Source organism: Corallococcus sp. AS-1-6 (assembly GCF_020037015.1).
Classification (GTDB): domain Bacteria; phylum Myxococcota; class Myxococcia; order Myxococcales; family Myxococcaceae; genus Corallococcus.
Genome location: NZ_JAIQDE010000016.1, coordinates 55120 through 77770, shown reverse-complemented (window position 1 = coordinate 77770; position 22651 = coordinate 55120). Strand labels below are relative to the sequence as shown.

Annotated in this window: 16 protein-coding genes; 7 read left to right on the top strand and 9 right to left on the bottom strand. The window is 72.7% G+C overall.

Annotation, left to right across the window (positions count from 1 at the left end):
- Nucleotides 1–5: 5 nt before the first annotated feature.
- From K8612_RS22205 to K8612_RS22190, 4 genes are read right to left on the bottom strand one after another with little or no spacing between them, the layout of a single operon-like run.
- Nucleotides 6–866, bottom strand: a complete 861-nt coding sequence (locus tag K8612_RS22205) for a hypothetical protein (RefSeq protein WP_223763768.1) — start codon at nucleotides 864–866, stop codon at nucleotides 6–8.
- Complete coding sequence (locus K8612_RS22200) at nucleotides 860–1948, bottom strand: hypothetical protein (RefSeq protein WP_223740613.1); 1089 nt, start codon at nucleotides 1946–1948, stop codon at nucleotides 860–862. The genes K8612_RS22205 and K8612_RS22200 overlap by 7 nt, the downstream gene beginning before the upstream one ends.
- Complete coding sequence (locus K8612_RS22195) at nucleotides 1945–3483, bottom strand: hypothetical protein (protein ID WP_373692126.1); 1539 nt, start codon at nucleotides 3481–3483, stop codon at nucleotides 1945–1947. Before K8612_RS22195 ends, K8612_RS22200 begins: the two co-directional genes overlap by 4 nt.
- Nucleotides 3480–4250 (bottom strand): TadE/TadG family type IV pilus assembly protein, encoded by a 771-nt coding sequence (locus K8612_RS22190; protein WP_223740615.1) that lies wholly within the window; start codon nucleotides 4248–4250, stop codon nucleotides 3480–3482. The genes K8612_RS22195 and K8612_RS22190 overlap by 4 nt, the downstream gene beginning before the upstream one ends.
- 227 nt (nucleotides 4251–4477) lie before the next feature.
- Here K8612_RS22190 and K8612_RS22185 point away from each other — a divergent pair, with 227 nt between their 5' ends.
- Nucleotides 4478–5161, top strand: coding sequence for a hypothetical protein (locus K8612_RS22185; RefSeq protein WP_223763766.1), 684 nt, complete (start codon nucleotides 4478–4480; stop codon nucleotides 5159–5161).
- A gap of 30 nt (nucleotides 5162–5191) precedes the next feature.
- On the opposite strand, the gene K8612_RS22180 is transcribed toward K8612_RS22185, so the two are convergent.
- Genes K8612_RS22180 through K8612_RS22165 form a run of 4 tightly spaced genes read right to left on the bottom strand, consistent with a single transcriptional unit; the run spans nucleotide 5192 to nucleotide 11304 of the window.
- Nucleotides 5192–6742, bottom strand: coding sequence for a DUF4388 domain-containing protein (locus K8612_RS22180; RefSeq protein ID WP_223740617.1), 1551 nt, complete (start codon nucleotides 6740–6742; stop codon nucleotides 5192–5194).
- A 14-nt stretch (nucleotides 6743–6756) separates the two neighbouring features.
- Nucleotides 6757–7578 (bottom strand): lipopolysaccharide assembly protein LapB, encoded by an 822-nt coding sequence (locus tag K8612_RS22175; protein WP_223740800.1) that lies wholly within the window; start codon nucleotides 7576–7578, stop codon nucleotides 6757–6759.
- Nucleotides 7579–7625: 47 nt separating this feature from the next.
- Nucleotides 7626–8831, bottom strand: coding sequence for a radical SAM family heme chaperone HemW (gene hemW / locus K8612_RS22170; protein WP_223763765.1), 1206 nt, complete (start codon nucleotides 8829–8831; stop codon nucleotides 7626–7628).
- Nucleotides 8832–8844: 13 nt separating this feature from the next.
- A complete protein-coding gene (locus K8612_RS22165; RefSeq protein ID WP_223763764.1) occupies nucleotides 8845–11304 on the bottom strand; it encodes a plectin 1 isoform 8 in 2460 nt (819 codons plus the stop codon).
- A gap of 196 nt (nucleotides 11305–11500) precedes the next feature.
- Between K8612_RS22165 and K8612_RS22160 the strand changes: the two genes are divergently transcribed.
- Complete coding sequence (locus tag K8612_RS22160; protein WP_223763763.1) at nucleotides 11501–14104, top strand: pitrilysin family protein; 2604 nt, start codon at nucleotides 11501–11503, stop codon at nucleotides 14102–14104.
- Nucleotides 14105–14179: 75 nt separating this feature from the next.
- The gene (locus K8612_RS22155) at nucleotides 14180–15046 is read left to right on the top strand and encodes a 50S ribosomal protein L11 methyltransferase (protein ID WP_223740621.1); all 867 of its coding nucleotides are present in this window, start codon (nucleotides 14180–14182) and stop codon (nucleotides 15044–15046) included.
- 234 nt (nucleotides 15047–15280) lie between these two features.
- Here the strand turns inward: K8612_RS22155 and K8612_RS22150 are convergent, their stop codons facing one another.
- Nucleotides 15281–16276, bottom strand: coding sequence for an asparaginase (locus K8612_RS22150; protein WP_223763762.1), 996 nt, complete (start codon nucleotides 16274–16276; stop codon nucleotides 15281–15283).
- A 66-nt stretch (nucleotides 16277–16342) separates the two neighbouring features.
- Between K8612_RS22150 and K8612_RS22145 the strand changes: the two genes are divergently transcribed.
- From K8612_RS22145 to K8612_RS22130, 4 genes are all read left to right on the top strand, one after another.
- Nucleotides 16343–17077, top strand: a complete 735-nt coding sequence (locus K8612_RS22145) for a 16S rRNA (uracil(1498)-N(3))-methyltransferase (protein ID WP_223763827.1) — start codon at nucleotides 16343–16345, stop codon at nucleotides 17075–17077.
- 109 nt (nucleotides 17078–17186) lie between these two features.
- Complete coding sequence (locus K8612_RS22140; protein ID WP_120561959.1) at nucleotides 17187–17453, top strand: GlsB/YeaQ/YmgE family stress response membrane protein; 267 nt, start codon at nucleotides 17187–17189, stop codon at nucleotides 17451–17453.
- 167 nt (nucleotides 17454–17620) lie between these two features.
- Nucleotides 17621–19558, top strand: a complete 1938-nt coding sequence (locus tag K8612_RS22135; protein WP_223763761.1) for an RDD family protein — start codon at nucleotides 17621–17623, stop codon at nucleotides 19556–19558.
- Between the two features lie 50 nt (nucleotides 19559–19608).
- Nucleotides 19609–22641, top strand: a complete 3033-nt coding sequence (locus K8612_RS22130) for a FrgA protein (RefSeq protein WP_223763760.1) — start codon at nucleotides 19609–19611, stop codon at nucleotides 22639–22641.
- The last annotated feature ends 10 nt before the right edge of the window (nucleotides 22642–22651 follow it).

Here is a 22651-nt window from a genome sequence, read left to right as displayed (position 1 = left end):
CGCGCTCAGGGCGTGGCCTGGGACCGCATCAGCGACAGGTGGAAGTCCACCACGCGCTGCGCGGAAGGTTGCCGCAAGGTGGCCTGTCCGCGCAGCCCCGGGCGCGTCAGGGTCAGCTCGGTCTCCTGGAAGCCCTCCTGGCGGGCCTCCGACACGCTCCAGCCCTGGTCCCGCAACTGGGCGCGGTAGGCCTGCTCCACGTCGGGGAGCGCCGTGTCCGGCACCCGGCCGGAGACGGTGATGTTGGTGGCGCCCTCCATCCGCAGGGACAGCGAGGCGATGTCCTGCAGGTTCCGGGGCACCGGGACGCCCGCGGGCACGCGGCCCGCGCGCTCCAGGTAGTTGCGCATGCGCGCGGAGGAGACGAAGACGACGGTCTCGCCGCCCTGGTGCAGCGTGGACATCAGCCGCACCTCGTCATCCTTGGGGACCCAGTAGCCCACGTAGCCGGCGTTGTCGTTGAAGCGCACGCCCACGACGGGCAGGCCCTCATCCAGGAGGAACTGGCGGTAGTGCTGCAGCACCTGGTCCGACGAGTCCCGCGTGGAGAACCACGCCACCGCGATGGGCGTGTCCGGGCCCAGGTAGTCCGCGGCCAGCGCCTCCGGACGGCCGCCGTTGGGATAGGGCGGGAAGTACGTCAGCGTGCGCGCGAGGATGGCCTCGTCCCGCTTGGAGCGGCTGGGGGCGGGCCGCGACGCCTGGTCCAGCTCGTCCGCGGCGGCCTCCGCCCGCTCCAGCTCCGTGCGGGCGCCGCCGTAGCGCGCCTCCTCCCAGCCCATGCCGATGAGGATGCCCGCCACCGCCACCGACACCAGCACCGACGCGGTGCGGAAGGCGGGATGCGAGACCCACTGCTTCAGCACGACTCCGGATCCTTGCACCCCATGTACCACTCACCGCGGTCCGAGTGCTTGTAGGTGTCCTGGTTCTTGTCGTTGTCCCAGTCGCGCCACTCCTGGTTGAAGTAGCGGGTGCTGCCCTCCTGGTCCACGGTGTTGGACGGGGTCTGCATGTTGGCCAGGTGCGGGTGGATGGACAGGTACGGCTTCGTCGGGCTGTCCTCGAAGGCGTACAGCATCATGCTGTCCAGCAGGTCCTCGGTGAGCGCGGACCGGAACTGCTGCATGCTGCTGACCATGGCCGAGTAGCCGGGCTGGACCCGCTGGTAGACGAGCTCCGTGCGGTCATACATCTCACCGCTGGAGTCCGACGGGGAGATGTCCGCGTCCTCCGTCAGCGCCCACGTGTCCGTGATGATGGCCATGCGCTGTTCCTTGAGGAAGTACGCGTTGCCGTCCTCGCCGCCCGTGCCCTGCTGGGCGTTCTCGTGGACCTGGGCCACGCCCTCCTGCTTCCAGTTCTTCTTGGTCAGCTTCTCGTTCTTGCTGAACTCCGGCAGGAACTCCTCGGGCAGCAGGTAGTTCTCCACCACGGCGCGGGCGGAGCACTGGATGAGGCCGCCGTTGGAGAACTGGCTGCGGTACTGGCCCGCGATGCCGCCGCCCAGCGACCCGGCGCTGGTGTCCGGCGCCTCGCACGTGACCTGCTTGGCGTTGCTGTTCATCCAGCACACGTGGGCGACGACGGCCAGGTGGTGGTCCGTGTCCTCGCAGTCCGCGTAGTTGCTGCCGGACATGACGTCCGGCCGGTCGATGCCGGACTCGTGGTCGCAGTAGGTGAGGCGGGCGTTGTGCTGCACGTTGGAGCTGCCGCCCTGGGGGCCGGTGCCGCCGCCGCCGCTCTGCTTGAGCGCCTTGGTGTAGTCCTGCGTGGTGAAGTCCCAGATGGTCGTCACCGCCGCCTCCTGCGCGTCCAGCGAGTAGCGCAGGAGGTCGTCCAGGAAGAGCGCGTACATGAAGATGGGGATGAGGACGATCATCGAGAGCGCCATCTCCACGGAGGCGGCGCCCCGGACGCGGCGGCGCTGGGGGTGCGCGGTGCTCATAGGGCCAGGTCCTTGGCGCTGGCGAGGTCCGCCGCGTCGCCGTTGCCGGCGCGGTTGAGCACGCGCGCGGCCTCCTGGGCGGTGAACGGGTGCAGCTTCACGCGCCAGTACGGGTTGAAGAGGCCCGGGGCCTCCTTCCAGCCGTTGGGGCCCAGGCGGTGGTAGTAGACGAGCGCCTTGGAGAGCGCCGCGCCCTCGCCGGGCGCCAGCCGCAGTTGGCCATCCCCCTGGGCGCCGTGCGTGAGCGTGAAGGAGCCGCTGTCGTTGAGCTCCCAGGGCGCCTTGTCCTTGTCGCCCACGAAGAACTGCTTGGTGACGTAGCTGTAGACGTGCGGCTGGCCCCAGTCCGTGCTGGGGTCGTCGTTGGCGCGGAACTTCATGAAGCAGTTGCCGCTGCCCGAGCAGCTCATCAGGTCCTTGGTGTTGATGCCCTTGAACTCGTCGTGCTGGCCGTTGTGGGCGCCGCCGGGGGTGTGGCTGCCGCCGTTCTCGCTGCTCTCCACCACGGCCTTGTAGGTGCCCACGCCGAAGCCGTGGCGCCACTGCGACATGAGCGTGCCGTGCTCGTCCGCGACCACGACCTTGCCCTCGTTGCCGGTGACCTGGCCGGGGCCGTGGATGTTGCTCTTGGTCTGGGCGACCTTGGCCGTGCCCTTGTGCCCCATGATGACGTGCGTGCCTTCACCCGGGATGTCCTTGAGCAGGTCCTTGATGAAGTCGCTTTTGTAGTAGGTGGGCAGCCCGTTCATGATGACCGGGAGGCTGCGGTTGGCGGCCCAACCGGGGCGCGAGGCGTTGGAGATCTCCGTCATCACCTGCGCGCGGGCCTTGTTGCTGGAGCCCTGGCGCGAGCAGTTCATCCCGTCCACCGCGCAGTCGAACTCCTCCGCGTTCAGGCTGCCCACGGAGGAGTTGAGCGAGGAGGCGCCGGGGACGCTGTAGTCGGTCATGTCCGACAGGCTGGCGGACTGGCCGTCCCGCAGGGCGTTGCGCGCGGCGCGGTGCGCGGACTTCTGCGAGTCGTGGATGCCGTTGGCCATCGTGTTCAGGTCGTGGATGACCTTGTTGAACTTGTCCTCCACGTCCTTGACCTTGGAGTCGTAGTCGCTGGCCTTGGAGCTGTAGTCCATGGCGATCATCAGCGCTTCAATCGCGTCGAAGCAGTGCTGGAAGTTGTAGGGCGGGCACTGCGCGACCTCCAGGGCGGCGATGATGAAGAAGCTCATCTGCCCGGCGCGCATCATGTCGCCGGTGGCGCTGGCGGCGGCCATGTAGCCGTGCGCGGACGTCATGCCCACGTAGGTGGACGCGATGGCCCGGTTGCTGGCGGCGTAGTAGTTGAGCGCGCGCGCCTCCACGACGCCCATGGAGTAGGCGAGCGCGTCGCTGTGCTGCTGCAGGCTCATCTTCTCCCGCAGGGCGTGGCTCAGGTTGAAGCTCAGCGTCGTCATCAACGCGAGCAGCAGGAAGGACAGGCACGCGAGCACCAGGGCCTGGCCGCGGTGGCCGCGCTTGGGCCGCGAGGCGGACCTCACGGTTCGAACGTGAAGATGCATTCGTTCTCCTCCGGAAGTTCCTTCTGGGTGAGGTAGAGGTTGGAGTGCATCCGCATGATGTACGTGGCGCGGATGGGCAGGATGTAGAGTTTGTTGTTCGCCGCGGCGTCGTACTTGGACATCTTCTTGACGATGAACTCGTCCCGCTCCGAGTCCTTGCCCAGGCGCAGCACGTACGGCAGGTCCCGGCCGCGCGCGATGTTGTAGATGACGACGTCCGCGAACGGGATGGGCAGGCGGTAGTTGAACGTCACCTGCACGCTCAGCTTGGTGCGCAGGCTGTCCGCCCAGCCGCCGTCTCCGGAGGCGACCTTCGGATCATCGAAGTCCATCTCCTTGTTGCCGTGGGAGCCGGAGCCCAGGTCCCCCTTGAGGGGGTTGCAGATGGTGACCTCCGCGAACTTCAGGCCGGAGGCGTCCCCCATCTTGTTCTTGCCGATGTCGCCGCCCTCGAACTTGGACTTGAAGTCACCCGCGCTGGTGATGGGCTTGATGATCTCCGCGCCCCCGCTGGCGGCCGTGCTCACCATGGGCAGGAGCACCGCCAGGGCGGCCTTCTCCATGGTGGGGATGTCCGCGTTGTGGATGGAGCCGGCGCGCACGGCCTTGTAGGCCGCGTACTTCGTCAGGAGCCGGGCCTGGTGCATCAACCCCAACTGGAGGATGCCCAGCAGCATGAACACGAACAGGGGCAAGACGATGGCCGTCTCCACCGCCGCCTGGCCTGATTCGTTGCCGCGCTTCATGCTTCGCCCCTGTACTGAAAATACCCCAGGGTGGGAGTCTTCCCGACCCATTGTGCCGCTACCATACCGCCCGTAGGTTCGGCGGGAATCGGCCAAGTGGCCGGGAATGCAGGCCCGGCCACCGGGCTTGCGAACATTATCGGGCGGGCCGGGGCCCGGGGTGCTTGACGCTGTGCGTATGCCATGGTTGGCACGGGCCTTCGCGTTGAGCGCAGGGAGACGAATCCATGAACTGGCACGTGGCGAAGCGAATGGGCGTGGTGTTGGCGGTGGCGTTGCTGGCGGCCTGCAGTGACGAGGGCGGGGACGCCAAGCCGGACGGCGGCACCCAGGGCGACGGAGGCACCCACACCACCAAGTCCGCGGGCCCCGGTCTGGGGACCTCGAAGGAGAACCCGGTGGGGACGCCGTTCGCGCTGCCGGCGGGGCTGACGCTGGAGAACCCCATCACCAGCTACACGCCGCAGGATCCGGTGGAGTGCGACGACATCTATCCGGAGGACGCCAAGGGCAGCGGTGACGAGGTGACGCTGTGCCTCATCTTCCGCAACACCACGGGCGGGCCCATCACGGTGACGCTGCCGCCGGGGCTCATCTTCGTGTCCACCAATGACGACGTGCAGAACGGGCTGCTGGTGCAGGCGGTCACCATCGAGGTCCCGCCGGGCGAGCGCTTCTTCGTGCCGCTGTTCCTGTACTGCGCCAACCAGGACCGCTCCACCACGGGTCCGGACGACAAGTACGAGCTGGGCCCCACGGTCCAGTACAAGGAGTTCCAGGAGCTGTACTCCCTGCTCGCGGGCAAGACGCTGGAGCCGCAGGACGCCATCCCCATCCAGACGGCCGTCGCCCACCTGGCCAACGGCGAGGGGCTGTCCTCGGCGGACCGCGCCGCCCTGCAGGCGCTGTAGGCACCGCCTCGCGTCCGGCGGCGGGCCTGGTCACCGCCGCCGGGCAATCTCCTGGATGAGCGTCACGTAGCGGCGCTGCTGGGGGTTCAGCTTGAAGGCCTTGCGCAGGGCGTCCTCCGCGAGCGCCCACTGGCCCTCGCCCCGGGCCACGTCGCCCAGGAAGGCCCAGCCCTCCTCCAGGCCGGGCTCCTGGCGCACCAGCTCCTGGAGTTCCTGGAGCGCCAGCCGGCCGTGCGCCTCCGGCTTCATGAGGTAGCGCGCCCAGGCGCGGTGGGCCTGGTACAGCGGCCGGGGGTCGATGTCGCAGGCGTATTCGAAGTACTCGAAGGCGCCCGCGAAGTTGCGCGCCTCCAGGCGGCGTTTGGCCTCGTCGAACTGGGTGGTGGCGTCCAGCAGGTCCGTGCGGATGCGGAACTGCTCCGCGGTGGAGGGCCGGCCGGTGTTGTTGCGCGCCTTCTCCCGGTGCGCCTGACGGCGCTTCTTCCACAGCGCGTTCTGCTCCGGCTCCGACAGCATGCCGTAGGCCCGCGCGTACGCGGCGAGCATCCCTTCCGCCTTCTCCTTCAGCTCCGCGGTCTGGAAGCGCAGCGGGGAGAAGCGGTCCGCGGCGGCGAGGAACGCCTTGCGCAGCGCCACCGGCTGCACGTCCTCCGGCACGTCCAGCAGCGCGAAGGGGTCCATGCCGCGGTGGTTGAGGAACGCGCCCACCAGCGCGTTGCGCGCGGCCTCGTCCTCGTCCGAGAAGGGCGTGCCGGACGGGGCCTGCGTGGGCACGGGCACCGGCGTGGGGACGGGCTCCGGCGCGGGGACGGGGGTGGCGGGGGCCCTGCGGGCCAGCTCCTCGGCTCGCGCGTCCACGTCCTCCACGAAGCCGGCCACGCCCAGCAGGCACAGCGCGTAGAGCCGGCGCAGCACGGCGTCCATGTCGAAGCCGGTGCGGTCCAGCAGCTCGTTGAAGGTGGGCCGCTGGCGCAGGGCCTGGAACAGGCGCGCGTCCTTGGAGGACAGCTTGGGCGCGGACTCCACGCCGGGCATCTGGCCGAAGCGGCGGTCGTCCGTGAAGGTGAAGTGCGTGGCGACGGTGTCGAAGGGCAGTTGGGTGGAGACGCCGGTGAGGATGAGCTGCGCGGTGTTGGCGCGCACGGTGGCGTCCGGGTTCTCCACGTCCGCGATGAGGCGGTACTTCGCGTCCGTCCAGCGGAAGCAGTCCAGCAGCTTGTGCGCCAGGTTCGCCTGGAGCTGCTTGTAGAGGTCGAAGGGGCTGATGAGCCCCTTCTGCACGAGCAGCCCGCCCAACTGCATGCCCGAGGACACGCTCTCCGCCAGGGCCTTCTGGTAGTCGCCCTCCGTCAGGCGGCCCTTCTCCACCAGGTACTTGCCCAGCGTCTCGTGCAGGAGGTTGGAGTGGCACGCCACCGGCGCGCCGTCCTCGAAGGTGATGCGCTTCTCGCGCTGGCGCACCTTGAGCTCCAGCGTGCAGGTGCGCTCCTCCACCATCAGCGCGTGCAACAGCAGCGGGAACGGCGTGTCCGCCAGCAGGCCCTCGCGCTGGCGCAGCACCTGGGACGGCGGGGGGAACATGCTCGGAAAGCCTACTACTCCGCGCCGTCGCCGCCCATGTCGTCCGCGGCGTAGGGCTCGTCCTCGTAGACGCCGTAGGGGCCACCGTAGGTGTCGTGCGTGGGCAGGTAGCGGGTCAGGTACGCCCCCACGCCCATGAACACCAGGGCCACGGCGGCGTACGTCAGCGGGCGGGACGGGCGGGCGCGGTACGCCCACCAGCGGTCGCGGCGCTTCTGGAAGCGCGGGGCGACGGCGTACTCACGCCAGGCGGCGTCACGGGCCTCCTGCGCCTCCACGTCCAGGCCCTCCTTGTCCAGCGCGCGCGCCAGGAGCACGCGCCCCTCCACGGAGCCCTGACGCACCTGGAGGAAGCGCTCCAGGGCCTCGCGCGCGCCCTTGAAGTCGCCGCGCAGGAGGCGGAAGCGGCCGCGCTCCAGGTCGATGGCGCCCTGCCGGTAGTCGGCGTCCAGGCGCTCGGCCTCGGTGAGCAGCAGCTCGCCCCGGGGAGAATCGCCCGCGCCCAGGTAGGCCACGCCCAGCAGGTAGAGGGTGTCCACGTCGTCGTCGCCCGCGTCCAGGTTGGGGCGCAGCAGGTCCACGGCCTCCTGGTAGCGCTTCTGGCCCACGCGCAGGTCGGCCAGCTCCGCGCGGGCGCGGCGGTCGTGGGTGTTGGTGAGGATGGTGCCCGCGAGCTCGCCCGCGCGCTGCCAGCGCTTGAAGGCGCGCATGGGGCTGGGCAGCACCTGCAGGGTGAAGCGGTCCGCCGCGAACAGCAGCACGGCCAACAGCCCCAGGGACAGGAGCGGGCTGCCCGTCAGCATCGTGAGCCCCATCCACATCAACCACTTGGTCAGCACGGTCGAGTCGTCCTTCCTTGGAGCCGCCTGCAACGGCGAGCCGCCTACAACAGCCGCGCGCAGATGGCGCTGTGCACGTCCGCCCCCCGCTCCGTCAGGGCCAGCCTGCGGCCGTGACGCGTGGCGAAGCCGTGGGCCACCAGCCGCTCCACCTCCGCGCGCCGGGGCTCCACGGGCTGGCCGTATCGCTCACAGACGGCCTCCCAGTCCACCCCCGACACCAGGCGCAGGCCCATGCTCAGCCGCTCGGCGAAGAGCTCCTCGGGGCCCAGGTCCTCGCGGCTCGCCTCCGGGAGCCTCCCCTCCTCCACCGTGCGCAGGTAGGCCTCCGGGCTCCGGAGGTTCACGTAGCGGTGGGGCGCGGGGGACAGCAGCATGCCGGTGGCGCCCACGCCCAGCGCCAGGTACTCGCCGCCGGTCCAGTAGAGCGCGTTGTGCCGGGAGCTGAAGCCGGGGCGCGCGTGGTTGGAGACCTCATAGCGGGTGAGCCCGTGCGCGCCGTACACGTCGCGCACCGTGCGGGCCATGGCCACCACGTCGTCGTCCTCCGGCAGGGAGAGCTCGCCGCGCTCAAGCTGCTTGGACAGCGGCGTGGACTCCGCCAGCACCTCGCGCTCCACCGTCAGCGCGTAGGTGGACAGGTGCTCCGGCTCGAGCGCCACCGCGCGGCGCGCGTCCGCCTCCACCTGCGCCACCGTCTGGCCGTGCACGCCGTAGATGAAGTCCATGGCCACCACGGGGAAGTCCGCCTTCCGCGCCGCGGCCACCGCGCCCTCCACCATGGCGGCGTCGTGCGCGCGGCCCAGCGCCTTCAGCGTCTCGGGTTGGAAGGACTGCACGCCCAGGGACAGGCGGTTGATGCCCGCGGCGCGGTAGCCGGCGAAGCGCTCCGCGTCCGCGCGCTCCGGGTTGCCCTCCAGGGAGACCTCCAGGCCGGGGGCGAGCGACAGGCGCGCGGCGATGCCCTCCAGCACGCGCGCCACGTAGCGGGGGTGCCACAGCGACGGCGTGCCGCCGCCCAGGAAGAGGGACTCCAGCGGCTTCACGCGCAGCGACGGGTCCGCGGCGAGGCGCGCGTCCAGCTCCGCCAGCACCGCGTTCGCGTAGCGCTCCTCCGGCACCTGGCGCGCCACCGCCACCGCGAAGTCGCAGTAGGGGCACTTGGCCAGGCAGTACGGGAAGTGCAGGTACAGCCCGAAGCGGGCTGCCTGCATGCCCGTCAACGGGTCCGTGGGCGCGGCGAAGGACATGGAGGTCCAACCTCTACTTCAGGGCCTTCAATTGCGCTTCCAGCCGCGCCACCTTCGCCTTGGTGCTGGCAGCCGATTCGAGCGCTGCCTCGGCCGCCATCAGCTTGCGCTTCATGGAGGCCACGTCCGCCTTGAGCTGCTCGCGCTCCGCCGCCCAGTCCGCGGGCACGTCCGCGCCAGCGGTGGGCCCCGCCGCGAGCTTCGCCTCGAGCGCCTGACGGGCCGCCTGCTCCGCCTTGAGCGACGCGCTGACCTGGGCGAGCCGGGCCTCCAGCGCGGCCTTGTCCGCCTGCGCCGCGTCGCCCCCCTGGGCCTGGGCGTTGGACTCGCCGAGCCTCGCCTCCAGCGCGGCCCGCTCCGCCTGCTCCGCTTCGAGCGCGGCGCGGGCCTCCTCGAGTTGCGCCTCCAGCGCCGCCTTCACGCCCTGCTCCTCCAGGAGCGTGACGTCGGCCTGCGCGACCCGGGCCTCCAGCAGGGCCTTCGCGCTTTGCTCCGACGCGAGCTTCGCTTCGACGTCCTTCACGCGGGCCGCCTGCGCCTCGGCGACGCGCCGCTTGGACTCGGAGGCCTCCAGCGCGCCCTCCACCATCTTCACGCGCTGCTGGAGCCGGTCCACCTTGTCCGCTTCCGCGCGGGCCGCCTCCAGTTGCTCGGTGAGGGAGACCAGCTCCTCGCGCTGGCCGTCATGCCCCGCGCTCAGCGCCTCGGCGCGGCCCTCGGCCTCGGCGGCCTGCACCCGGGCGTCCGCGATTTCGGCTTCCACCGCCTCGCGGCGGGCGCGCTCCAGCGCCAGCTCCTCCTGGGCCTTGGCGACCAGGGCCTGCAGGCGCTGCACCTCCGCCTCGCGCTGGCCCGCGGCCGTCTCCAGCATGGACGCGCGCGCGGAGAACCCCACGCGCTCCGCCTGCGTGGTGGCCAGCTTGCGCTCCACGGCGGCGAGCTGCTCCTGGTGCGCCTCGCGCTCGGCCTGCACGGCCGCGGCCTGGGCGGCGAGCTCCGCCAGTTGGGCCTCCAGCGCGGCGGCCTTGCCTTCCGCCTCGTGCACCCGGCCCTCGGCCTCGTGCACCGCCTCGCCGAGCGCCGCCGCGTCCGACTCCATGCGGTCGCGCAGCGAGACCTGCTCGACCTCCGCGGCCTCCAGCACCTCGCGCAGGGAGGCCAGCTCCGACTCGGCCATGCGCGCACGGACCTCCGCGGCCTCCACCTCGGCGCGCGCGGCTTCACGCGCCTGGGCCACCTCCGCCTCCAGCTCGCGCACGCGCGCCTGGACCCGGGCGGCCTCCGCGGCGCGGCCCTCCAGGGCGCTCCTCAGCGAGGGCAGCTCCGCGGCCTCCGCCGTGCGCGCGGTGAGCGCGGCGCGCAGGCCCACCGCGTCCGCGTCCTTCAGCGCGAGCGCGCGCTCCAGCTCCGTCACCTGCGTCTGGAGCGTCTTGAGCCCGTCCTCCACCACCGCGAGCTGCCGGCGCGCGGCGTCCCGCTCACCCTCCAGCCCCTTCGCGTGGGCGTGCGCCTCCTCCAGCGAGCTGCGCGACCAGTCGCTCTCGCTCTCCAGGGCGCCCATGGCGCCCTTCGCCTCCGCGAGCGCCGTCTCCAACTGGCTGATGGCCAGCGCCTGCGCGTCGCGCTCCGTGGTCAGCCGCTCCACGTCCGCGAGCACCGACTGGTACTGCGCCTGGACCGCCTCCAGCGCGCCCTGCGCCTCGGACTTGCCGGAGGCCAGCTCCGCCACGCGGTCCTGCGCGAGCCCCAGCGCCTCCTTCGCGCCGACCAGCTCCTCCGCCATCGCCCCGCGCGACTCGCGCTCGGCGTGGAGCTCCTCCGTCAGCCGGGGGACCTCCGACTCCACCTCCGCCAGCGCGCGCGTGAGGTCCTTGCGGTCCGCCTCCGACGCGGCGAGCTCCGCCTCCAGCGAGGCGATGCGCGCCTGGGCCTGCTTCAGCCGCTGCTCGTCCTGCGCGGACGGCGCCGGTGCGCCCCCGCCGCCGCCCTCCCGGCGCGCCTTCTCCAGCGCGGCCTTGAGCTGGGTGAGCTCGCCCTCGCGCTCGGCGTACAGCGCGCGCGCCCGGGCCAGGGTCTCCGTCTTCTGCTTCAGGATGCCCCGGAAGAACTCCAGCTTGTCCTCCGCCGAGCCGCCCATGGGCAGCCGGGGCTCGGCGGGCTCCGCGAAGGGGTCCCCCTTGCCGGGGCTGCGCGCCGCGGCCGCCGGGGACGGTGGCGTGGTCGTGGGCAACCCTCCACCGCCGATGGGCGCGGGGGTCGTGGGCACCCGGGCGGCCGGCGCGGCGGCCGGGGATGCGGGCAAGCCTGCGGCGGGCCGCCGGGGCGGCAGGGGGGGAGGCGCGGAGGGGGGAGGCCTGGGAACCGCGAGGGGCCTGGGGGACGCCGGAGCGGGCGCCGCCACCGGGGCGTCGCCGTCATCCAGCAGTTCCTTCAGGTCCGCGAGCGGATCCGCCTCGTCCGGGGGAGACGGCATGTGCGCGTCCCAGGTTACCGGCCACGGGGGGTTTCCACCAGTTACGCGATGCCCGCCGCGCCGCTTCGCCTGCCTGGTGGGAGGCGGACGGCACGGTCCGCTCGACGTGGAGGGGGCGGGACGTTAGCCAATGGAGCAAACATCACACCTCGCCTTGCCTCTCCTCGGGAGGGGATGACAGCTTCGGACCACTCCTATGGCCATCCGCTACACCCTGCCCAACGGGCTCACCGTCGTCTTCGAGGAGCAGCACGCCGCCAAGGTCGCGGCCTTCCAGGTCTGGGTCAAGGCCGGCAGCGCGGACGAAAGGCCGGACCAGGCCGGGCTCGCCCACCTGCACGAGCACATGCTCTTCAAGGGCACGGAGCGCCGGGGGCCCGGTGAGATTGCCCGGGACATCGAGGCGCACGGCGGCGAAATCAACGCCTGGACGTCCTTCGACCAGACCGTCTACCACATCGTCATCGCCAGCCAGTTCGCCCGCACGGGCCTGGACATCCTGGGGGACGCCGTCCGCCGCTCCGCGTTCGACAAGGAGGAGCTGGCGCGCGAAATCGAGGTCGTGTGCGAGGAGATCAAGCGCAGCTACGACTCGCCGTCACGCCGCGCGTCCCGGGGGCTGTTCACCGCCGCGTTCCAGACGCACCCCTACCGGCTGCCCGTCATCGGCACGGAGGAGAGCGTGCGCAGCTTCACCCGCGAGAAGGTGCTGGAGTTCTACCACCGGCACTACACGCCGAAGAACCTGGTGCTGTCCGTCGCGGGCGACCTGAACGAGGCGGAGCTGCGCCAGTGGGTGGACGAAATCTTCGGCGGTGACTGGGGCCGGCCCTACGCGGGCCCGGTGGAGCGTCCTCGCGACGCAGCCCCCACGGGCCGCCGCGTGCTCATCCAGACGGAGGACGTGAAGGAGGCCTACCTGCACCTGGCCTTCGCCATCCCGGAGCTGGAGCACCCGGACGTGCCCGCGCTGGACGTGCTGGCGATGATCGCCGGCCAGGGCAACTCGTCGTGGCTGGTGCGCGAGGTGAAGCGCCGCCAGCACCTGGTCAACGACGTGCACGCGTCCGCGTACACGCCCAAGGACCCCGGCATCTTCTCCGTGTCGCTGACGCTGCCGCCCGACAAGGCGCAGAAGGCGCTCACGCAGACGGCGCGCGTGCTGGAGGCGCTGCGCACCACGGCGGTGCCACTGGACGAGCTGCGCGCGGTGCAGGCGGTGGTGGAGGCGGAGTCCGTCTACCGCAAGGAGACGGTGCAGGGCACGGCGCGCAACCTGGGCTCGTACCAGACGTCCCCCGGCGGCCTGGAGTCGGAGGCCCGCTACCTGGAGGACATCCGCAACCTCAAGCCGGAGGACCTGCGCCGCGTGGCCCAGAAGTACCTGCGGCTGGAGCACGCCGTGGTCACCGCGCTGGTGCCGCCCGCCGCGGAACTGACGGAGGCCCATGTGCACGCCGCGCTGGATGAAGCGGCGAAGGGCCCCGGCCTCACGCCCCCGGAGCGCTCCGCGAAGCAGCCGCCCCCGGAGGCCCCGGCGCGTCCGGCCCGGAGCGCCGTCGCGTCCGCGCGCTCGGAGGTGGTGCAGGAGAAGCTGCCCTCCGGCGCCACGCTCATCATCCGCGTGGAGCCGCACGTGCCGCTGTTCTCCATGCGCGCGGCCTTCATCGGCGGAGCGCGCTACGAGACGCCCGAGGACAACGGCATCACCACACTGCTCAGCCGCACCCTCACCAAGGGCACCACCACGCTCAGCGCGGATGACATCAGCCAGTTGGGGGACCTGTACGCGGGCAACGTCACCGGCCAGGGCGGCCGCAACTCCGTGAGCCTGAAGGCGGACTTCCTGTCGCGCTACTTCGAGCCCGGCTTCCGGCTGTTCGCGGACGTGCTGGTGAACCCCGCCTTCCGCGAGGAGGAGGTCGCGCGGGAGCGCGCGCTGCTGCTCCAGGACATCCTCACCCGCGAGGACAAGCCGTCGAGCATGGCGTTCGAGCTGTTCTCGCGCACGCTCTACCAGGAGCACCCGTACCGGCTGTCACTGCTGGGCGAGAAGGCGTCCGTGGAGGCGCTGGGGCCCGAGCAACTGCGCGCGTACCACCGGGCGCACATGGCCCCGTCGCAGATGACGCTCAGCGTGGTGGGCGACGTGGACGTGGACCAGGTGCGGGCGCTGGCGAACGAGTACTTCGGCAAGTCGCGCGGCGGCGCGGTGGCCCCGAAGCAGGTGCGGCCGGAGGCGCCTCCGTCCGCGCCGCGCACGGAGAAGAAGGTGCTCGCGCGGGCGCAGACGCACCTGGTGATGGGCTTCCAGGCGGCGCGGATGACCGACTCGTGGCGCGTGGTGCTGGACGTGCTGTCCACGGTGCTGTCCGGCCAGGGCGGGCGGCTCTTCATCGAGCTGCGCGACAAGCGCTCCATGGCCTACAGCGTGAGCAGCTTCTCCATGGACGGGTTGGACCCCGGCTACTTCGCCGTCTACATGGGCACCAGCCCGGAGAAGGTGGACGCCGCGGTGGAGGGCATGCGCCGCGAGCTGCAGCGCATCCGCGACGAGCCGATTCCGGCCGCGGAGCTGGAGCGCGCCAAGCAGCACATCATCGGGGCGTATGAAATCGACCTGCAGCGCAACAGCGCCCGCGCGACGCTGCTGGCGCTGGACACCTGCTACGGCATCGGGCTGGACAACTTCCTGCACTACTCCGAGCGCGTGGCGAAGGTGACGGCGGAGGACGTGCGGGAGGTGGCCCGCCGGGTCATCGACTTCGACCGCATGGCCACGGCCATCGTCGGGCCCTGAGGCCCGCGGCGCGAGCGTGGAAGCGTCACGACGACGGCGCTTCCACGCCGCACCGGGTGCGGTAGAAGGGGCGCCATGTCCCAGACCTACCTGTCACTCACCGTCGATATCGCGGAGGAGGCCTCCGAAATCCTCCAGGACCTGCTCCATGAGGCCGGCGCCCTGGGCCTGGAGGTCCGCGACACGGAGACGCCCACCATGCCGGGCGTGCGCGCCCCCGCGAAGGGCGAGTCCATCGTCGTGGCCTACTTCGAGGACCGCGAGAGCGCGGAGGAGGCCCGCGACGCGGTGGCGGAGAGCCACCCCACCGCGCGCCTGTCCCTGGACGAGCAGCCCCAGCAGGACTGGAGCAACGAGTGGAAGTCGCTCATCAAGTCCGTGCAGGTGGGCCGCCTGTGGGTGGGCCCGCCCTGGGACGTGGCGAACGCGCCCGCGGACAAGGTGAAGCTGGTCATCGAGCCGAAGATGGCCTTCGGCACGGGGGACCACCCCACCACGTCGCTGTGCCTGGCGGCGGTGGATGACTTCATGGCCACGCACCCGGGCGCGAGCGTGCTGGACGTGGGCACCGGCACGGGCGTGCTCGCCATCGCGGCGAAGAAGCTGGGCGCGGGCCACGTGGTGGGCACCGACAATGACCCCACCTCCGTGGAGCTGGCCCAGGAGAACTGCGCGGACAACCAGACGCCCGACCTGGACATCTCCGGGCGCGAGCTGACGGAGGTGCCGGGCACCTTCGACCTGGTGCTCGCGAACATCCTGGCCAACACCCTGATTGAGCTGGCGCCCCTCATCGTCCCCAAGGCGAAGGACCGGCTGGTGCTGGCCGGCGTGCTCGCGCACCAGCGCGCGGACGTGGAGGCCGCGTACCGCGCCCTGGGGTGCACCGTGCTGGAGGGCGCGCAGCAGGGCGAGTGGGTGCGCATCGACTTGAAGCGCTAGAAACAAGAGGGGGTCGGGCGGCGAAAACTGGTTCGCCATCCCGACCCCATCTGGACTCGCGAGGCTTTCCCCCTTGGCGTCAGGACCTCGCGAGTCCCGCCGTGTGCCTGGCGGACATTGCAGCCCGCGTGCCTGACGCCGGGGCCTTGCCGTTCCAAGAGGACGCGGGCGCGGTTGTAGCGGGGCGGGTTACGGGGAGCGCGGCGCGTGTGACCTTCCGCGCTACAGCGGGCCTCAGACGAACGCGAGCGTTCCGGCCGCGCGCAGGGAGCCCACGACTTCGTTCCGGGTGTGGAGGATGCGCGGCTCCGCGTGGTGCTCCAGGCCCGTCATGGGCAGGGACAGGCCGTGCGCTTCCGCGACGAGGCGCAGCACGGCGAGGAGGGCGGGCGCGGCGCAGCGGGCGTCGCCGTCCTCCACCTTGACGGCCACGCCCAGGCGGGCCCGGGGCAGCGCGGCGCAGTAGACGCCCTCCGCGCCAATCTTCACCACGGCCTCGCCCCCCAGCGCCGTCATGATGTCCGTGCACGCGCGGCCCCTGCCCGCGACCAGCTCCGGGTGCGCGAGCATGGCCTCGCGCAGGCGCCGGGCCGCGGGCGCCTCCGAGACGCCGAAGCGGGCCCACGCGGTGGCCATGGCGCTGAGCGGAAGACCGAAGCAGACGGCGAGGCAGCCATCCACGGCCTTCACCAGCGCGTCGCGCGGCAGGCCCGTCCACTTCGCGATTTCGTCCTGGATGCGCTCCTGCACCGGGTGGCCGTCGCTGGCGTAGCCGTGGACGTCCCAGCCGTGGTGCCGCGCCAGCGCGAGCATCCCCGCGTGCTTGCCGGAGCAGTTGTTCCACCGGGGCGTGAGCACCACGCCCGCCCTCAGCGCCTCCTCCGCGACCGCGGGAGACAGCGGCGGGTGCGGGCCGCACGCCAGGTGGCGCTCCTCGCAGCCGGAGGCGCTCAGCATCCGCATGGCGAGGGCGCGGTGCTCGGGCTCGCTGGAGTGGGACGCGCAGGAGAGCGCCAGCTCGCGCGGGCCGAAGCCGTAGCGGTCCGCCGCGCCGTCCTGGACCATGGGCAGGGACTGGAAGGGCTTCGCCGCCGAGCGCCAGAAGGTGACGCGCTCCGGGTCGCCCGCGTACGCGACGCGCGCGCCCTCCGCGTTCACCACCGCGACGGACACGGTGTGGAGGGACTCGACGAAGCCGGAGCGGGTGGACTCGATGACGAGGGTGGCCATGGGCGTTTCGCGCGCCATAGCATGGAGGGCTATCCTCCGGGCGCCCTCCCCTTCAAGGAAGCCGCCGTGGTCCGCCTCTTCGTCCCCCTGCCCGACCCCGCCCCCGCCGACGTGACGCTGACGGGCGAGCGCCGCCACTACCTCGTCCACGTGCTGCGGCTGGCGGACGGCGACGCGCTGGAGGTGTTCGACGGCAAGGGCCGCGCCTTCGAGGCGCGCGTCACCGGGCTTGGCGCGGAGTCCGTGCGGCTGGTGCTGGGGGCCGTGCGGGTGACGCCGCCCGCGCGGGAGATGCGCGTGCTCCAGGGGCTGCCCAAGGGGGACAAGCTGGAGCTGGTGCTGCAGAAGGGCACGGAGCTGGGCGCCACCGCGTTCCATCCGGTGGCCACGGCGCGCAGCGTGGTGAAGCTGGAGCCGAAGCGCGCCGGGGAGCGCACCCAGCGGTGGGCGAAGATCGTCGAGGAGGCCGCGCGCCAGTGCCGGCGCGACGACGTGCCGGTGGTGCATCCGCCCGGGCCGCTGCTGGACGCGGCGCGTGCGCTGACGCCGGGCACGCTGCTGCTGGTGCTGGATGAGGAGGAGTCCGCGGTGCCGCTGGGCGAGGCGTTCCGGAGCGTGGCGCCGGGGACGCCGGTGGCGCTGGTGATTGGCCCCGAGGGCGGGCTCGCTCGTGAGGAGGTGGAGGGCTTGAGGGAGCTGGGGGCGCGGCCGGTGACGCTGGGCTCGCGCATCCTGCGCACGGAGACGGCGGCGCTGGCGGCGCTCGCGGTGATGCAGCACCTGGACGGGTCGCTCGGTTAGCAGGCGGGCGGACAGTCCCTCCCTGCATCCCGGGTCACGGATCCTTGTGGTGATTCCTACGTTTCTGCCATTCGGGACCTCGCGGGTCCCTCACACGGGAGAGACTCTCATGGGGATCATCGCATTCATCATCATCGGCCTCATCGCGGGCCTCATTGCTCGGGCCATCCTGCCGGGCAAGCAGAGCATGGGGCTGGTGGCCACGACGCTGCTGGGCATGGTGGGTTCGCTGGTGGGCGGTCTCATCGGCTCGCTCTTCGAGCGCAACGGCCGGCTGTTCGACCTGCATGCCTCGGGCATCATCATGTCCGTCGTGGGATCCATCATCGTGCTTCTCCTGGTGGGAGCAGCGGGACGGCGCCGCGTCCACGCCTAGCGTGAGGCGCCCCACACGCGCCGTTCCCCGAGGGGCGGTGGTGCTGGTGCGAACGAGCCCCTGACGGTTCCTCGGCCGAGGGACCGGCGGGGGCTTGTCCTTTTCTTGCTACAGGCCTGAATGCGGCCTTTCATGGCGACGGTTGTCCGCGTCACCGGGAGGATCCGTTGTCCAAGTGCCTGAAGTGCGGCGCCTCGCTGCCGCCGGTCGGAGATTGCCCCGCTTGCGCCGCCAATGCCGCGCGCCCACCCGCGGTGGCCCCCGTCCCCAGCCTGCTCGACCGCGACATCCACATTGATCGCCGCAGGTCCGGCGACCGTGTGGCCCAGGACGCTGGCGGCGACGACCCCATCACGTTGAACAGCGAACCGATGGAGCCGGAGACGCTGCGCGGCACGCCGGCCTTCGCGATGGAGCCGCCGCGCGGCCCCATCACCCCGCCGGGCATGACGCCGACGGTGCGTCCGGGAATGGCGCCGCGCGCCGCCGCGCCACGTCCGCCCGCGCAGGCGCCGGTCGCCGCGCCGCGTGCCGCCGTGCCACCGACGGATGCGGCCGTGCGCGCGTCCGCGCCCCAGGGTGACGTGACGGGTCGCCCCGCCGCGTCCAACGCGCAGCCTGTGGCTCGCCCCGCGGATGCGACGATTCGCGCGGCGGCGCCCGCTGCGCGTCCTGCTTCGCCCCAGGCCGAGGCCCCTCACGCGGATGCAACGATTCGCGCGGCGGCGCCCACGGCGCGTCCTGCTTCGCTCCAGGCCGATGCCGCTCACGCGGATGCGACGATTCGCGCGGCGCGTCCTGCTTCGCCCCAGGCCGATGCGCCGGTTCGCACGGCGGCTCCCGCTGCGCGTACGGCTCCGCCCCAGGCCGATGCGACGGTTCGTGCGGCAGCTCCCGCGCAGCAGGCACCCCGGGCCGCGGCTCCCATGCCTCCGCGCGCCACGCCTCCCGCCGGGAACGCTCCCGCGGGCGCCGTGCAGCCTCCGCGCCCCGCCGCGCCGCCTCCGGGCGTGCCACCGATGGCCGCCGCCCCCGTGCCTCCGCGCGCCGCGCCCACCTCGGCCCTGTCCGAGGCGAGCTTCCAGAACCCTGGCGTCGCCGCGCCTCGCGCCGCGCCGCCTCCTGTGGCTCCCATGGAGCCCCGTCCGGGCTCCGCGCCCACGCCGGCCTACGGCACCGAGCCGCACGTTCCTCGCCCCCACGCGCAGGCCGCCTCGGGTGCACCTCGCGGCAACCCCGTCCAGGGGGCGCCCGGTCTGCCTCGCATGGACGCGCCCGCGCAGGCCCCCGGTCTGCCCCGGATGGGTGGCGCGCAGGCCCCCGCTTCCGGTCTTCCGCAGGCGGCTTCGTCCGGTCTTCCCCATCCGGCCGCCCCCGGACCGTCGGCCGCCGAGCACTGGGAGGCGGCCCACGCCTCGTCCGGCCTGCCCTTGATGGATGCTCACCGGGACGCCGCTCCGGGCCTTCCCCTCATGGTGGACCCGGCCATCCTGCCCCCGCTGGAGACGCCGGCCTTCGCGACGTCCCCGGCGCCCGCTCCGGGAGTGTCCCGCATGGAAGCCTCGCCCGTCCCCGCCCCCGCCGCCCCCGCGAAGTCGAAGGCCCCCGCGCCCTCGGCGGTCCCGGCCGCTGGCGAGGTCCACGCACGGCCCGCCTCGCTGTGGCGCCGGCTGCTGTCCTTCACCGTCGACACCGCGGCCATCAGCGCCGTGGCGGCGGCCTACATCACCCTGGCCTCGTCGGTCGCGGGAGTGAAGGGGCCGCAGCCGGGACTCACCGGGTTGGACGCGTTCGTCGCCTGGCTGCGCGCGCTGCACTCCGTGCTGCTGCCGGGCGTGGTCCTGGTGCTGGTGCTCGCCACCGTGTACTGCGCGGTCGCGGCCTTCCTGTGGAATGGACGCACCCTGGGACGGTTGCTCCTGGGCCTGCGGTTGGTGGACACCCATGGCATGGCACCCACCCCGGGCCGGGCCATCTTCCGGGCGCTGCTCGCCGGGCTTTCCTTTGTTCTCTTCCTGGGCGGCTTCTGGATGGCGCTGTTCGACCGGCGCGGACAGACGCTTCATGACAAGCTGACGTCCACCTTCGTCGTCCAACCGAGCTGAAACCGGCTCATTGTGCCTTGCGGCCGCGGCCGTAAGATGCCGCGGCCTTCATGCCTTCGCGTCTTGCCCAGCACCTCGTCTCGCGCGCCCTCCTGACCCAGGAGCAGGCCGGGGAGTTGTTGCGTCTGCACCAGGCCCAGGGTGGCCACGTGGACACCGTGCTCCTGGAGCGCGGCCTCTCCGAAGCGGATGTCCTCGCGATGCTGGGCGAGGTCTCCGGCTTCCGGCCCGTGAACCTGGTGGACTTCGAGCCCAACCTCGAGGTCGCCAGCTTCATCCCCCCGAAAATCGCCGAGCGCCTCAGCGTCGTCCCCCTGTCCCTGGACGGCAACACGCTGCACGTGGCGTGCGCCTATCCGGTGCCCAAGAAGGAGCTGGACGAAGTCGGCTTCCTCCTGGGCAAGCCGCTGGAGCTGTGGGTCGCCATCGAGCTGCGGGTGCGCGAGTGGATCTCCATCATCTACCGCCAGCCGCTGCCGCCCCGCTTCGTGCAACTGGCCGAGGCGGTCGCCCAGCAGGCCGGAGCGCTCACGCCGCCTCCGCCACCGCCGCCGGACGACGAGTCGATGACGGTGGACATGGTGGAGCAGTTGGCGCGCAACGTGGCCCAGGAGCCCGTGCCCGCGGCGGCCCGTCCCGCCGCCTCGCGTGAGCCCGAGCCCGCCGACATCCCGCCGCCCGCGTACGTGCGCGAGCCGCTGCGCCTGAACACCTCCGCGGGGCCGGTGACGACGGCGCGCGCGGTCCAGCGCCCCACCCCGCCGCCGACGCCCACGGACATCCCGCCCCCCGCGTACACGCGCGAGCCGCTGCGGCTGAACATGCCGGGCACGCCCGCGCGCGCCACGGCGCCCACGCAGGCCCCGACCCGGGGCGCGGCAGCGAACGCCGGGCCGCCGACGCTCTATCCGCCGGGAGAGCGTCCTCTCCCGCCGCCGCAGCCCGTGCCCGTGCTGTTGCCCGTGGGTCCGGCCGGCACGCCCGCCGCGGCGCCGCAGGGCTCCGCCCAGGGTGGTCGACCCACCGCGCCCGGTGCGTTCGCCACGCCCCCACAGGCCGCGGGCCGTCCGGGCACCACCGTGCAGGGCGGAGGCGCGCAGGGTCCCGCGACGCAAGGCTTTGGCGGACCGGGCACCACCGTGCAGGGCGCGGGCGCGCAGGGCTTCGGAGGCCAGGGCACCACCGTGCAGGGCGCGGGTCCTCAAGGTCCCTCGACAGCGGGACAAGGCGCCCGACCGGGCACCGCCGTCCAGGGCCCGCAGGGCACGCCTCCGTCCGCGAACCGCACCGGCGCCCCCTCGCAGCCCCCGGGAGCCCGTCCCGCCGTGTGGCCTCCCGCGCCCGAGCAGCAGGCCCGCGCGGCCCAGGCCGCCACGCCGACCCAGCCTCCCGTTCCCCCGGCGCCGCCCCGGGGCGAGCCGTCCTTCATCATCTTCAGCAACCCCGCGTCCGCGCAGGGCGCGAACCGTCCCCGCGCGCCGGAGCCCGCCCCCGTCCCGGGTGCCTCCAGCGCGCCGGATGCCGCCGTGCCGGAGTGGACGCTGCCCCAGGCCCGCTCCGCGCTGCGCGAGGCGACGCGGGACCTGGACCGCCTGCTGGACGTGGCGCTGCGCTTCGGCCGCCGCACGTTCGACTATGTGGCCGCCTTCGCCGTCGTGCGCGGCGCCGCCGGTGGCTGGGACTCGCGCGGCGAGGGCTGGGACGCCAACGCCCTGGCCCAGGTCTCCATCCCCCTGGACGCGAGCAGCGTCTTCCGCACCGTCGCCGTCACGCGCGGCAGCTACGCGGGCCCGCTGCCGCCGGACGCGCTCACGCGGCACTACCTGGAGCTCTTCGGCCGCCAGGCCCCGCGCACCGTCTTCCTGTACCCGGTGGAGGTGAAGGGCCGCCTCGTGGCCATCCTCTACGGCGACTGCGGCCAGAAGCCGATGAGCCAGCGCCGGCTGAGCGACTACATCCTGTTCTGCCAGGACCTGCCGGCCGCCTTCCAGGAGCTCATCCTCTTCCGCAAGCAGCGCGTGTCCGAGCTGCGCGCGCCCGAAGAGGACATCAGCATCGACGTGGACGTGCCCGGCTTCCCGGCCCCGGTCCAGCCCGCCCCCGCGCCCGCCGTGGTCGCGGGGCTCGGGTGGAACCCCGTCTTCGGCCGGGGCGGCGTGGCCAACCTGGGCCGTGCCGCCGCCCTGCCCCCGCGCGTGCTGTCCCCGGAGGAGCGCCCGCCGCCGGACTTCACGCCGCTCTTGCGCCGGCTCACCGGCCCGGACGCGTCCCTGCGCTCCAGCGCCATCGCGGAGCTGGCCCGCTCGCCGGAAGCCAGCGCCCGGGTGCTCGCGCAGCACTTCCCCGGCCCCACCGCCTGGAGCCGCCTGCCCGTCGTGGAGCTGCCGGAGGCGGACGAGCTGGGCCCCATCCCCGCCGCCCTGTCGCGCCTGGGCCGCCCCGCGGCCGTCGCGCTGGCGCCGCTGCTGGACTCGAACGACGCGGACACGCGCTACCTGGCGCTGCTCACCGCGGGCAACCTGCCCTACGCGGAGCTGGTGGACGGCGTGCTGCGCGGCCTGTTCGACATGGAGCCGGACATCTCCAGCGCCGCCCGGGTCGCGGCCGCCGCGCTCAAGCACCTGCCGCGCCTGGACGCGTCCCTGCGCGACCTGCGCCAGGAGCTGGCCAGCCGGGACGCGCTCCGCCGCTCGCTGGCGGCCCGCGCCCTGGGCACGCTGCACGACCGCGACGCCATCGAGGGCCTCATCAACCTCACCGGCAGCGATGACGCCATGTGCGCGCAGGCCGCCGCGGAGGCCCTGCGCGAAGTCACCCGCGCCACGCTGGGGCTCCAGCCGCGCCAGTGGTCGGCGTGGTGGGCGGAGAACCGCAGCCGCCGCCGCGCGGACTGGCTGGTGGCCGCGCTGCGCCACCGCGAGCTGGACGTGCGGCTCGCCGCCATCGAGGAGCTGAGCCGCGCCCTGCACGACACGCTGGGCTACTACGCGGACTCGCCCGACGCGGAGCGCGAGGCCGCGGTGCGGCGCTGGGAGTCCGCGGCGGTCGACCCCGCCAACGCCCGCCGGCTGGGCATGCTCTGAGCCACGGAGG

What these genes read in the sequence shown, in the direction of transcription:
- K8612_RS22200 (WP_223740613.1), bottom strand. Translation starts at nt 1,948, where the DNA reads ATGAGCACCGCGCACCCCCAGCGCCGCCGCGTCCGGGGCGCCGCCTCC.
- K8612_RS22140 (WP_120561959.1), top strand. Translation starts at nt 17,187, where the DNA reads ATGGGGATCATCGCATTCATCATCATCGGCCTCATCGCGGGCCTCATT.
- K8612_RS22160 (WP_223763763.1), top strand. Translation starts at nt 11,501, where the DNA reads ATGGCCATCCGCTACACCCTGCCCAACGGGCTCACCGTCGTCTTCGAG.
- K8612_RS22180 (WP_223740617.1), bottom strand. Translation starts at nt 6,742, where the DNA reads ATGTTCCCCCCGCCGTCCCAGGTGCTGCGCCAGCGCGAGGGCCTGCTG.
- K8612_RS22155 (WP_223740621.1), top strand. Translation starts at nt 14,180, where the DNA reads ATGTCCCAGACCTACCTGTCACTCACCGTCGATATCGCGGAGGAGGCC.
- K8612_RS22190 (WP_223740615.1), bottom strand. Translation starts at nt 4,250, where the DNA reads ATGAAGCGCGGCAACGAATCAGGCCAGGCGGCGGTGGAGACGGCCATC.
- K8612_RS22150 (WP_223763762.1), bottom strand. Translation starts at nt 16,276, where the DNA reads ATGGCCACCCTCGTCATCGAGTCCACCCGCTCCGGCTTCGTCGAGTCC.
- K8612_RS22130 (WP_223763760.1), top strand. Translation starts at nt 19,609, where the DNA reads ATGCCTTCGCGTCTTGCCCAGCACCTCGTCTCGCGCGCCCTCCTGACC.
- K8612_RS22165 (WP_223763764.1), bottom strand. Translation starts at nt 11,304, where the DNA reads ATGCCGTCTCCCCCGGACGAGGCGGATCCGCTCGCGGACCTGAAGGAA.
- K8612_RS22185 (WP_223763766.1), top strand. Translation starts at nt 4,478, where the DNA reads ATGAACTGGCACGTGGCGAAGCGAATGGGCGTGGTGTTGGCGGTGGCG.
- hemW (WP_223763765.1), bottom strand. Translation starts at nt 8,831, where the DNA reads ATGTCCTTCGCCGCGCCCACGGACCCGTTGACGGGCATGCAGGCAGCC.